Origin of the sequence: Pseudogracilibacillus sp. SO30301A, from assembly GCF_037072025.1 — a bacterium.
GTDB lineage: Bacteria > Bacillota > Bacilli > Bacillales > Amphibacillaceae > Pseudogracilibacillus.
This window is the reverse complement of the sequence record NZ_JAXHDD010000002.1, coordinates 159,463-172,653: the sequence shown is the minus strand read 5'-3', so window position 1 is coordinate 172,653 and position 13,191 is coordinate 159,463. Positions and strand designations below refer to the sequence as shown.

Annotated in this window: 11 protein-coding genes; 5 read left to right on the top strand and 6 right to left on the bottom strand. The window is 31.9% G+C overall.

Annotated features, from left to right (window positions below; genetic code table 11):
* Window positions 1-40 precede the first annotated feature (40 nt).
* The 5 genes from SPD89_RS02560 to SPD89_RS02540 all read left to right on the top strand — a co-directional run bounded on the left by SPD89_RS02560 (window position 41) and on the right by SPD89_RS02540 (window position 5,331).
* Complete coding sequence (locus SPD89_RS02560; protein ID WP_336260390.1) at window positions 41-1,237, top strand: serine hydrolase domain-containing protein; 1,197 nt, start codon at window positions 41-43, stop codon at window positions 1,235-1,237.
* 598 nt (window positions 1,238-1,835) lie between these two features.
* A complete protein-coding gene (locus tag SPD89_RS02555; RefSeq protein WP_336260389.1) occupies window positions 1,836-2,081 on the top strand; it encodes a hypothetical protein in 246 nt (81 codons plus the stop codon).
* 979 nt (window positions 2,082-3,060) lie between these two features.
* A complete protein-coding gene (locus tag SPD89_RS02550; protein ID WP_336260388.1) occupies window positions 3,061-3,891 on the top strand; it encodes a tetratricopeptide repeat protein in 831 nt (276 codons plus the stop codon).
* Window positions 3,888-5,114: an MFS transporter gene (locus SPD89_RS02545; RefSeq protein WP_336260387.1), complete on the top strand. Its 1,227-nt coding sequence runs from the start codon at window positions 3,888-3,890 to the stop codon at window positions 5,112-5,114. The genes SPD89_RS02550 and SPD89_RS02545 overlap by 4 nt, the downstream gene beginning before the upstream one ends.
* Complete coding sequence (locus tag SPD89_RS02540) at window positions 5,092-5,331, top strand: hypothetical protein (protein ID WP_336260386.1); 240 nt, start codon at window positions 5,092-5,094, stop codon at window positions 5,329-5,331. Before SPD89_RS02545 ends, SPD89_RS02540 begins: the two co-directional genes overlap by 23 nt.
* A gap of 215 nt (window positions 5,332-5,546) precedes the next feature.
* Here the strand turns inward: SPD89_RS02540 and SPD89_RS02535 are convergent, their stop codons facing one another.
* The 6 genes from SPD89_RS02535 to SPD89_RS02510 form a co-directional block, all read right to left on the bottom strand.
* The gene (locus SPD89_RS02535; RefSeq protein ID WP_336260385.1) at window positions 5,547-6,779 is read right to left on the bottom strand and encodes a PoNi-like cognate immunity protein; all 1,233 of its coding nucleotides are present in this window, start codon (window positions 6,777-6,779) and stop codon (window positions 5,547-5,549) included.
* An 862-nt stretch (window positions 6,780-7,641) separates the two neighbouring features.
* Window positions 7,642-8,874 (bottom strand): PoNi-like cognate immunity protein, encoded by a 1,233-nt coding sequence (locus tag SPD89_RS02530; RefSeq protein WP_336260384.1) that lies wholly within the window; start codon window positions 8,872-8,874, stop codon window positions 7,642-7,644.
* Between the two features lie 424 nt (window positions 8,875-9,298).
* Window positions 9,299-10,531: a PoNe immunity protein domain-containing protein gene (locus SPD89_RS02525; RefSeq protein ID WP_336260383.1), complete on the bottom strand. Its 1,233-nt coding sequence runs from the start codon at window positions 10,529-10,531 to the stop codon at window positions 9,299-9,301.
* Between the two features lie 25 nt (window positions 10,532-10,556).
* Window positions 10,557-10,760 carry a hypothetical protein gene (locus SPD89_RS02520; RefSeq protein WP_336260382.1) on the bottom strand — a complete coding sequence of 68 codons (204 nt, stop codon included), beginning with the start codon at window positions 10,758-10,760 and terminating at the stop codon, window positions 10,557-10,559.
* Between the two features lie 376 nt (window positions 10,761-11,136).
* Complete coding sequence (locus SPD89_RS02515) at window positions 11,137-11,613, bottom strand: hypothetical protein (RefSeq protein WP_336260381.1); 477 nt, start codon at window positions 11,611-11,613, stop codon at window positions 11,137-11,139.
* A 27-nt stretch (window positions 11,614-11,640) separates the two neighbouring features.
* Window positions 11,641-13,191: an LXG domain-containing protein gene (locus SPD89_RS02510; RefSeq protein ID WP_336260380.1), complete on the bottom strand. Its 1,551-nt coding sequence runs from the start codon at window positions 13,189-13,191 to the stop codon at window positions 11,641-11,643.

The following is a 13,191-nucleotide window of genomic DNA, read 5'->3' as shown; positions in this document are numbered from 1 at the left end:
CCAATGTGTTAGATATCTAAATTATTTAGGGGGTTAATAAATGGAGGTTTTACTTAAAAATATCTCGTTTAATGGTGCAGTTTATTATGAGAAACATGGACAAATCAAGCAGTATTATCATGGTTATCAAGACATCTCAGAGCAACACCTTATTACTGAAAATACACAATTTAATCTTGCGTCGTTAAGTAAAATGTATACAGCAGTAATGACATTTCAGCTAATTGAAAGAGGAGAGCTACAATTAGAAGATAAAATTACAAATTGGTTTAACGTACCTCATTTTGCAAATGTGACAGTTGCACACTTACTTACACATACATCTGGTATCCCTGAGTATATTGCAGAAGATTTTACAATAAGTGTTGAAACATTTGTCGAGATGGCGCTACCACAACATAGACCGAATGAGCATTGGTCTTATAGCAATACGAATTATGTTTTACTTGCAAAAATTATTGAAAAAGTGAGTGGCTCAACGTATGAAATATATTTACAACAATATATTGCAAGACCATTAAATCTCACTAGTACAACAACACAGCCTAGAAAACAATACGAAGCGCAAGGTCATATGTATGATTATGAAAACCAACGATATAAAAAGGCAAGTAGTGACCCATATTTAAACAAAAATGAAAAATATAATAATGTATATGGTGACGGTGGTATTTATGCAACAGTAGCTGAAGTAGCAAAGTTTTTAAAAGCATTTTTGCAAGGTCGGTACATTAGCAAAGAGTTTGTGCAATCCATATTAACACCAACAGAAGTCGCTGAGCATTATAGTTATGGTTTTATCATTCAAGATGACTGGGTTGGTCATACAGGAGGATGGATCGGTTGCTCAGCACAAGCTTTTATTAATACATCCACAAAGGATATGATTATTTTAGCAACGAATCAGGAAGTGTTTCCGCAATATGAACAAGAAATTATGAATTATTTAATGGGAATACAGTATTCCGTAGAAGCACCAAAACATATAGAAATTTTATTGCTCACTAATAAGGATGAGATTGCAGGTCAATATGAATTAGCAGATGGACTTAGCACAAGATTTACAATCATAAAGGATAGACAATTTATGATTTTATTTGAACATCAATTATCTGTGCCACTTTATAAAATAGATGAGTCGTATTATTGGGTACGCAATACGATGAGTTATGTAGATGTTGAGAATCAATTATTTTTCGATGAAGGTGTTGAAATACCTTATCAAAAGGTCAATTGATAAGTAAGTAAAGTTGTGCCTGTATGAAAAGCCAATAAAGATCATGTAATAGAGCCAGTCTTTAAACAATTTTAACAATGGATATTTTAATAATAATGTCCCACAAAACAATTTTCGGTGTTTTATTCCATTCCTTTGTTTCAGAAATCGTTATTTTTCATCGTTTGTAAAGAACCACTTTGATCAAAGATTTCAAACAAATTGAGGGCTTTAAAATTAAATGCTTGACTAATTTATAATTCTTTTATGCAACGCTAGTGATCTATAGTACATGAGGGATTATTTTTTGTTTTTCATATATGATGAGTACAATTTAAAACTCATTTAAAAACCTAATAAAATCATCTCCCTCATCAGATACTTCTAACACTTACCAATGCGATGATACAATATAGAGCGTATATGAAAAGTGGGGTTGTGTTAAGAATTATCACGAAAAAGGTCGAACTTTTATGATATAATTGTAAATAGATGTCATTATTAAAAACTCCATTGATAAAATAGAAACCAATCACATTAACCTCTACCCGTTTTTTAGTACATTTCATCGTATGTCAACCAATTATAATTATATCTCAAAATATAAGGAGGGAAGTAAATGAGTAAGGAGACTACAAATGAAGCAATTTTTCAAGCTGTCATGGAACTGTCCCAACAATTAAAGGAACAGTCGCAAAAATTAGAAGAATATTCTCAACAAATAAAAGGAGTGTCACAACAATTAACTGACACAGAAAAAAGATTGAATGAAAGAATCGATATAGTTGATGCAAAAATTACTGTTCTATCAGAGGGTTTACTTAAAACACAGGCAGAAGTAAAAATGTTAAAAAGTGCAAAGTAGAAATTTTGTTAAACTCTTTAGCGAAAAGATTGAGGAAAAAGTGTCCAAAAGTTAGGTTAAATCTAACTTTTGGAATGTTTTTGTATAAAGTAGACACAAACGTTATTATTTTTCTTTTCATATTTTATCAACCAAACATCATCAAAACAACAGGTTGTTAGTTAGAACAATCCCCTTTTTACAATCCAACTCCTGCTTGTATATACAAAGTCTATCCTGCTTTCGAATGATACTCTCATTAGCTTATTCCAAAGTTTGTATTGTCTAATTATAAATAGTACTCACTTCTTATTATCAGTACTTTAAAAAAATTTCTTTATTTTAGAAGGAATTTCGGGATAAGTATTGAATTCAATATTATAATTGTAATTTGATACGTATAAAATATTTAAACAGTAATAATTTGTTAATTAATCAACCTTCGAGTCCATACCTATATTTAATAGATGTAATTAAATGATCTAATAGTTCCCAAAGTTACAAGTTTACAAAATAGTTGTAAAACAAGCTTGAAACGTTTTGCGGCAAGGTGTAAAATTCCATTAATGGTTAATAAAGGGAGATACGAATGATGAAGTGAATAGTAGGATAAAAGATAATTTGAAAATAACCATCTATCACTCTAAAGAAATAGATATTGGTTCTAAATTGTTTATAGATATATTGATTAAAATAACCTAGGTTCCGTCACTTATAAATCTAATTTATTATCTACTTGCAAATCCTCTAGAGACAGTTAAACAAACTTATTTATCAAGGGATAAAAATAAAATACATAAATTAGCATGACAATTTTTATCTGTTGGTGATGCATGGACAAGTATAAAACTTTTAAATAGGCATTGAAACTAGTGATGAGTATTTCTATGACCTAGGCATAGCTTATTCGCAAATTGGCGAAACAGAAACAGCTGAGTATTATTTAAATCAAAGCAAAAGATATGGAAATATAAAAAGAGTTATTGATTCTAACTATGTTTTGGAACTGTTAAATGCACGCCATCATCCGAAACATTTGCAATCGATTAGTAAAGCAGAGGAATTGTTAAATGAAGCTTTCAATGCTTTTCAGAACGAAGAACCCAGTTTTCACAAGATATTTAATCGAAATGGTTATGCTTTAAAACTCTATAGGAAAGGTAAAATAGAAGAAGCGATAAAAATATTACTAGATGGTATAAGTAAATTACAAAAAAGCAAATTATCAAATGTAGACAACGGCTTACATGAGAGTGTATTAACATATAACTTAGCTCAATGCTATGTAAATTTAAATAGATTTGAGGAAGCTAGTTCTGCTTTTGAAAGATTAATAAGTATGGATCCATATTATCCAGAAAACCATTTAGAATATGCTAAATATTTAATAAATAATGAAAAGTATGATGTAGCATATAAACATTTGACGTATGCAAAAGATCTAAATCCATATATACCTGAGACTCATTCTTATTTGGGTATTTATTATTTAGCACAGGATAGTCAATTCCAATTAGCAAAAGAAAGCTTCAAAAATGCATACATACTTTCGAATAAAAGCTACGAGTATTTATACGATTTACTTTATACTCATACGCTAGAAAACGATTATGAGAAGTGTTATAAATTAATTAAAGACCATCCTTATATTTTAGAGGATGAATTAATTGAAGATTTTTATGTAAATATTTCAATAATTGAAGCCGAATGTCTACTAAATATTAAATCAGAAGAAGAAGCTACAGCAGTGTTAAAGTTAGCACTTAAAAAGTATCCTAGAAATAAATTTTTGTTAGATAACGAAAAAAAACTATGTAAGGAGACTCTATGAAAAACCTTGTTTATACAATGCAGAAATACCCTTCAGCTAGAGCTTTTTTAATCTTTAGTGTTTTATTTTATTTAAGCATGGCAGTTTCGAAAACCGTTCACGCTCTTTGGTTTGATGAACAAAATGCACTAACATTCTATGGTTTTTCTTATACAATGATGGCAATCGCAGGTGCACTGTCTTTTATTACCGGAAAAATTGGAGATATCATATCACCTAGTTTTGCACTTAGGCTTGGAGTTTTTGTCTATGCAATTGGTCTATTTTTAAGAATATTTACAAACTCACTCATTATTGCAGGGATTTCTGGTTTTATCGCTGGATTAGGAGCTTCATTAGTAATTGTTTCTATGAGATATTGGATTCTTTCAATAGGAGATGAAGAAAACAGAGCAGCTATAGTTTCTTTAAAAGAGACGGGAAGTAATACTGGTACTGCGGTAGGAGCATCAATAGCTGGCATACTTACTCTGTTATTATCTTATATCTTTAAGAATCCAATAGTTACAGTGTTAATTATTTCTTCTGTCTTATGTTTAGTTACTATATTATTTGTGCCAAAGCTAAATAAAGATAAAAAAAACTCTGATAAAGATAAAAAAAACTCTGATAAAGATAAAGAGAAATTGAAAAAATCTGTTCCTAAACAGTTAATCACTGGAGTTATTTTCTTCGGTGTTATTACAGGTCTTTCAGTTAGTTTATTTACTCCATTTTTCCCAGTAATATTAAAAGAACAAGGGGTACCGGTAACTTTAATTGGATTGTACATTGCGTTGATAGGTATTAGCTCTATCATTTTTGCTCCTTTGTTTGGAAATAAAGAAGTGGATAAGAGAAAAAGTAAGCTATTTTTTTGGTTCGAATTACTTGTAGGGATTTTAACACTATTGTTTATGTTTAAATTACATTATCTAATCGTTCCATTCATTATTGTTATAAGAACACTTTTTTTAACAGGATCAGTTATTTCTCAGGAATTGATGGAGTTAAATATGTATCCAAAATACGCAATAGGAATGTTATTTGGATTATCACAATCCTCTTTTTTTGTTGGCGATGCAATCGGTGGCTCTATAGGAGGTATACTATTTAGCATCAATTTAAATTATTCTTTAGTGGTGTGCTCACTGTTGATATTATTCAATGCTTGCATTTTTCCGCTGTTTTATAAATTTATATTAAGGAAACCCGAGTCAGGTGAAATCCATGAAGTTTTATAATGATAAGAATATGTTTTTTGACCCAATACTGTTAACAATTACAACGGAAAATCATGCTTTATTTTTAAATGATAATGATATTTCTTTATCGGATGGCACTAAATTATTAGTATTTAATAATATGTTTAAAGCTTTAATAGCACTTAAAACTAAACCTTACGCTGTTGGTTGGTATTCTCTTGAGAGTAACCGATCATTTTCAATGATCGTTGTGTAAACACCTAGTTTTTCAATCGCTAGAGCACGGTCTCCATTAAGCTGATTCATTCGTGACATATTTCTTGATGTTCGGACTGCAGTACCTACGCCTTTTCCAAGGCCGATAAATTCAACTTCTTATACTAGGAACTAGGTAATCTAACAAAAAGACCTCGAAGGGACTTTACCCAATCAAGGTCTTGTCTAATAATACTTCATCCGATACGTATCACTCTATCCTACATTTTTAACAATAACTTCACACATATTTCTGATGGTTACGTCTTTGGGCACTAATGCATAATAATTTTGGTCATTATCCAACATGAATTGAATAAGTTTCGTCTCGGAGTCCTTCCAGAAATTTTTTATAATATGAACGTAGTCTTCTAAATCGTCCTTATAATCCAGCTGTAGGATAAAGTCTCTTTGTGTTAGGGCAAAAACAATTAAACTTCCTAACAGGTTTTTTTCTTTATTTTCTTCTTTGTAGTCATCTTTAAAAAACCAAATTTGGTCTAACTCCATTGGTTCTTTATATTTCTCATAAAATTGATCGTCATCCAACGCTTGATAATCTGAAATTAATTCATTTACAAAAGAATGCCATTTGATTGGAATAATTTTTTCTAATGCTGAATTGTTTTCTATTCCTTCTTCCCAATTTTCTGGTTCTTCTGTGTCGCTCTCAATTAAATATTCTTTTAATGTAAAGTCTTTAAATTTCATAGAATTTTTATAATGTGCCAAATCGTATGGATAGTGGTTGTTATCTTTGAGGCTAGAGTCATCAAGTTCTAATATTTTTGCGATGGCGGCAGTCTCAAAGCTCCAGTATCCTAGATATCCAGGTTCTTTATGCGCATTTCTCCACTCGTAATCGTAGTGTCCCTGAAACCATTCGTTCCCCATGTATGTTTGAAGTCTTTTAGAGGCTGCTTTTTTATCCGTTTCTGCGAGTTCGATAATTTCCCTAGTATAACGGTATGGAACTTCCTTATCATAAGTGCTTCTTATTTGTGTCCAGCCAATATCACAAGCAAAAAGTAAGTAATCAATCACAAAATCCTCTACGTCCTGTCTTTTCACTACCTCGGATAGCTTGTTTATATTTTGTTTGTCCGTTTCTAGCAATATTCCCAAAGATATTGCCCAAAGTAGAGTTAGATAGGGTACTTCTCTATTGCCTATATAATCTAAATTACTAAATACATTATTAAAGTCATTTTCTAATAAACTAATTTTTTCTCCTAAAGAATATTTCCCTCTTATCGTATCTATTATTGATGAAAAAATGTCTAAATAGGAGATTTCAAGAATACTTCGGTTATCTCTAGGGTGTTTTTGAATCCCATTTTCTATATCTTCTTTAATATTTTTTATATCTTCTGTATTTAATTTAATCATTAATTTATAGAATCGCAATCCTTTTTCACAATTACCTTCTTTACACAGATAATCTCTCATTGCAATTAATTAATCCTCCTTCATTTATGGCCTGTCACCAATTTGATTACCACGTTTATCCAGTCTAATAGTTTTTACCTCCCCATTCCTATCAACTTTTGACAAAACTCTTTCTACTTCATCTTTTTTAATGCCCATATGATTTTAGCAGCTAATTCTTCATCTCCATCAACGGCTTTTAAAGTCCTATTCCTTATGGTTTTCTCCCCCAACAACCAAGTATTTGACATTTACTTGTTGTCCTTTGTCATTCCTAATTGACCTTTGCCGAACTTCGCTTCATCTATCACATATTTGATATTTGAAGCGGGATTTGTATTTTCATTTAATTCGTCTTTCCCTTTTGTTAGTTTATCATCAATGCTTGATGGTGCATCTCTTCCAACTGGCTTTAAGTCGTAGCCAGCATCTTTTAGACTTGGATTAATTAATAAATTGCCACTAGATATGATTTCACCATAGTTTCCTTTTTGTTTATTTGTGGCTGTTTTTGGATTGAAATCATTTACACTTATTTCTTATTCCAACTCCCAGCATTCCCTGTACTTTTCATTAATAATTGATCTAGTAATTTATTCGGATTATACACATTATAAGGCACTGTGTCATAGGCCCCTGCGAATGCTAAATCGTTTTTGGGAATGTTGGAGAATATGTTTACTCCGATAACAGGGCTGCCATTCTTTATACTGTTCAGACGCGAAATGTCTTTAGACATTCGAATTGCTGTGCCTGTGCCTTTTCCAGGGCCATAAGCTCAAGTCTATTTATTAGGAACTAGGTAATCTAACAAAAAGACCTCGAAGGGACTTTACCCAATCAAGGTCTTGTCTAAATAATACTTTATCCGATACGCTTCACTCTATCCTACATCTTTAACAATAACTTCATACATATTTCTTATGTCTACATCTTTGGGTACCAATGCATAATAATTTTGGTCATTATCCAACATGAATTGAATAAGTTTCGTCTCGGAGTCCTTCCAGAAGTTTTTTATAATATGAACGTAGTCTTCTAAATCGTCCTTATAATCCAGCTGCAGGATAAAGCCTCTTTGTGTTAGGGCAAAAACAATTAAACTTCCTAACAGGTTTTTTTCTTTGTTTTCTTCTTTATACTCATCTTTAAAAAACCAAATTTGGTCTAACTCCATTGGTTCTTTATATTTCTCATAAAATTGGTCGTCATCCAACGTTTGATAATCTAGGATTAATTCATTTACAAAAGAATGCCATTTAATTGGAATAATTTTTTCTAATGCTGGATTGTTTTCTATTCCTTCTTCCCAATTTTCTGGTTCTTCTGTGTCGCTCTCAATTAAATATTCTTTTAATGTAAAGTCTTTAAATTTCATAGAATTTTTATAATGTGCCAAATCGTATGGATAGTGGTTGTTATCTTTGAGGCTAGAGTCATCAAGTTCTAATATTTTTGCGATGGCGGCAGTTTCAAAACTCCAGAACCCCACATATCCAGGTTCTTTATGCGCATTTCTCCACTCGTAATCGTAGTGTCCTTGAAACCATTCGTTCTCCATGTATGTTTGAAGTCTTTTAGAAGCCCCTTTTTTATCTGCTTCTGCGAGTTCGATAATTTCCTTCGTTTTTGCATATGGAATTTCCTTATCATAAGTGTTCCTGATTTTTGTCCAACCAATATCGCTAGCACATAGCAGGTAATCTATGACAAAGTCTTCTACATTCTGGCTTTCGATTACTTTGGCGAGTCTTTCCATGTTTAGCTTGTCGGTTTCTAATAAAATGCCAAGAGATATCGTCCAAAGTAAGTTTAAATAGCCGACTTCTTTCCTCCCTATATTTTCTAAATCATTAATCGCCTCTTCAAAATCTTTTTCTATTGTATGGACATTTTTTCCTATAGAAAATTTTGCCCTAACATTATTCATTCCATATAGTAAATTATCTAAATATGATAATTCTATAATTTCTCTGTTATCTCTTGGATATCTTTGGATTCCATTTTTAATATCTTCTTCTAAACTTTTAATCTTCTTTCGATTATCTTTGATAGTTTCTCTGTATATTTCTATTCCTTCTTTGCAATCTTCTTCTTTACATAAATAATCTCTCATTTAGCCGGTTCCTCTCAGTTAAATTATGCCCATTCTCCTAATTTGTTACCATCTGTATCAAGCCTATAAGTTTTTACATTCCAATTACTATCCAACTCTTGATAATACTCTTTCTACTTGGTTTGATCTAGTAATTTATTCGGATTATACACATTATAAGGCACTGTGTCATAGGCTCCTGCGAATGCTAAATCGTTTTTGGGAATGTTGGAGAATATGTTTACTCCGATAACAGGGCTGCCATTTTTTATACTGATCAGCCGCGAAATGTTTTTAGACATTCGAATTGCTGTTCCTGTGCCTTTTCCAGGATCATAAGCTCAAGTCTATTTATTAGGGACTAGGTAATCTAACAAAAAGACCTCGAAGGGACTTTACCCAATCAAGGTCTTGTCTAATAATACTTCATCCGATACGTATCACTCTATCCTACATCTTTAACAATAACTTCATACATATTTCTTATGTCTACATCTTTGGGTACTAATGCATAATAATTTTGGTCATTATCCAACATGAATTGAATAAGTTTCGTCTCGGATTCCTTCCAGAAATTTTTTATAATATGAACGTAGTCTTCTAAATCGTCCTTATAATCCAGCTGCAAGATAAAGTCTCTTTGTGTCAGGGCAAAAACAATTAAACTTCCTAATAGGTTTTTTTCTTTGTTTTCTTCTTTATACTCATCTTTAAAAAACCAAATTTGGTTTAACTCCATTGGTTCTTTATATTTTTCGTAAAATTGATCGTCATCCAACGTTTGATAATCTGAAATTAATTCATTTACAAAAGAATGCCATTTGATTGGAATAATTTTTTCTAATGCTGGATTGTTTTCTATTCCTTCTTCCCAATCTTCAGGTTCTTCTATGTCCGTCTCAATTAAATATTTACTTAGCGTAAAGTCTTTAAATGTCATAGAATTTTTGTAATGCACCAAATCATACGGATAGTGGTTGTTATCTTTAAGGGTAGAGTCATCAAGCTTTAAGATTTTAGCGATGGCTGCTGTTTCAAAGCTCCAGAACCCTAGATATCCACGTCTTTTATGCGCATTTCTCCACTCATAATCGTAGTGTCCCTGAAACCATTCGTTCTCCATGTATGTTTGAAGTCTTTTAGAGGCCTCTTTTTTATCTGCTTCTGCGAGTTCGATAATTTCTTTTGTATTTGTGTAAGGGACCTCCTTCTCAAAGATGTTCCTTACTTTTTTCCAACCAATATCACTAGCTAATAGTAAATAATCAACGACGAAGTCTTCCATATTCTGTCTTTCAACTATTTTGGCGAGTCTTTTCATATTTTGTTTATCTGTTTCCAGTAAAAGTCCCAAAGATATAGCCCAAAGTAGTTTTAGATATGCAACTTCTCTATTCCCTATGTAATCCAAATCACTAATTGCACAATTAAAATCGTTTTCAATAGATATATTGCTTTGTCCCAAAGAATACTTTCCTCTAATCACATCTATCTTAGATGAAAAATTGCTTAAATAAGATTCTTCGATAATACTTTTGCTATCTTTAGGAAGCTTTTGATTCTCATTTTTAATATCTTCTTTAATACTTTGTATTCTATCACTATAATAATTTATAAATTTTTGCTTGTATTCTAATCCATCCTTACAATTTCCTTCTACACAGAGATGATCTCTCATTACAACGGACTCCTCCTGTATTAAATTATGGCCATTCTGCTATTATATTTCCATTTGCATCCAGTCTATAAGTTTTTACATTTCCGTTATGATCAATTTTTGATAATACTCTCATTACTTCATTTTCTTTTAATGCAATTGTTATTTTAAACGCTAAATCTTTATCCGCAACAGCGTCAAATATTCTATCATTTCCTGTTTTCTCCCCCAACAACCAAGTATTTGACATTTGCTTGTCGTCCTTTGTCATTCCTAATTGACCTTTCTCAAATGACTGGCCCACGCCTTAATACGATTAACCATTTTTTGTTTAAACAATATAGGCAGAGTTTATCTATCAACATAAGAATTGGTTTGCAATGTGCTAGACATTGATGTTTAGGAGTTAATCAAGGTAGTAGCATTTAAATAAGGTAATTCGTTCTTTTGTACGAGAAAGTTGCAAAGATATATAAAGACAGGGAGAAAGCGAAAGTATCGTATGAATTTGATAGTAGATGAATTACCAGCACAATTTTTACATACTAATTGAACGAATTATTTCTTTGACACTCCCTATTAAAATAATACCTTAGAGGATGAAAAGTCCTCTAAGGTATTTTGAGTTATGATTGTATTAGGCTTGTAATATCACAATATTTAATAGAAAATTTCTTTAAAAAGTCTAAAGCCTTTTTAGTTACCACAAGCTCTCCTTTTGATGATAGGCAAAAGTGATGTCCAGACCAATTATTGAAATGCTCTCCTTCTACTTCAACAGTACCAAGGGGAATAAACCTTGCAAAAGAAGGAAGTTTTTTATTAGGATACAGTTCCATAAATACATCGGACATAGTTATCAGACATTTTTCTAATTTATAATCTTTAAATTCACTCTTTTTTAATTCATCTTCTAGATTTCTTGATACGATAAAGGCAGGTGTTGACTCTAAAAGGTCATCTCCTAGCCACCCCTCAAACTCATAATGCAAGAACCTTATTTTCCCTGATATCCCCTCTTTTGCAACATCCTCTTCTGTTCCATAAATTGTATGTTCGCCATGACCACCAGACACTTCTGGTTCTAAAAAATATAATATCATTAGTTATCGTCCTTCCCAATATATACATCAATTTTTTATTGGTGGATTAAAATTTTCACCATATTTTTTATCCAACTCAATCATATAATTTATTATTTCTTCTTTTGTAGGATTAGGGTGATTTCTGTAAAATCTATTCCAATCTTTTCTTAGTTTTGATAAGTGAATATCACTGTTTATTTTTTTTGGTATTCCTCTAAGGTTTTCTAGAGCATGAATTTCGTCAAGTGTAAACAGATTTGGATATTTTTTTAGAACTTGTTGCTCAATAGCATGATGAACTACCACACTTCCTTCAAGTTCAGGGTATTCATCAAAAAATGTCTTTCTATAATTTTTAATATTTTTACTTGTGCCCTTCCCATCCATCTTAAAATTCAGATTTGTGGAACCTTTTGTTAATTGTTCTTTTATTTTATTCAGATTATACACATTATAAGGCACTGTGTCATAGACCCCTGCGAATGCTAAATCGTTTGTGGGATAATAAAAAATGTTTGATTGACCAGTGTTATTTACGTCTTTTGATTTAATATTACTTATTTTAGATCCTGTTCGCGAAATCCGTAATCCAGCAAAAACACCTTTTGTGCCTAATACAGTTTCTGCCACTGTTCCAACGGCATATGTGGTCCATCGGGCACGGCTTTCATTGTCTCCATTAATAACATCCCGTTCAAATGAACTTATGATAGCTTCTATCATGTATTTTCCAGTTTCAACAGGATGTAAAATCATATAACCGAGTTCATTTACCACACTTTCGGGATCGGTTATTAATTGGTAAGTACCTTGAGCAATGTCGCTAACTATATCCCATATTCCGAGCCCAATACCTTTATATGTATATAAATCGTATTTCATATTTATCAGTTGCCGTAAATCTTCGCTCTGAATGGAAATTGACTTTCCAAACACCTTTTCCTTCACTTTCTTATACGTCGGCATTTCAAATGCGGACAAAGGGTTGAAGTTCGGGATGGCGCTACTATCCCCATATGTAATCTTCATTTCATTCAGATAGCTTTGTAGTAAATTGAGATCCTTATCTACACCTTCTAAATCTTTCGTTTGTTGATAATCGAGCTCGTACAACTCTTCTATCACTTTTGTAGAATGTTCTCTGCCTTTACTTGCATAATGGCTAAACTCATCCATATTTAATGGGCTAAGGGAGATAATGTCCGAGACGCTGTTCATTTCTTTATTAATTATGTTAATTAAATCATACGTCATCTCCTCCGCTCTGTCTATTCCATTTGTAACGTCTTCGCTAATAAAACCTTCATGGAGAAATCCACTGTTATCCCCTTCAAAATTACTGACAGATGTTTTTATATCTTTAAGTATGAACGTATAATCGGTTAATGATTGGTGTAGAAAAATAAGAAACGTTTGATGAACATGTTGATAAAAAGATCGGATTGCCTCCCCTGTTTTGCCTTTTAACTCTGCTTCTAATTCTGTAATCCCTCTTACAGCTCGTTGAATCGCTGAGATTTGAGCTTGGATCGTTTCTATATCTTTTTGAATAGACTGCATTCCACTATCCAAACTTTTAACATCTAAAACCTTCAC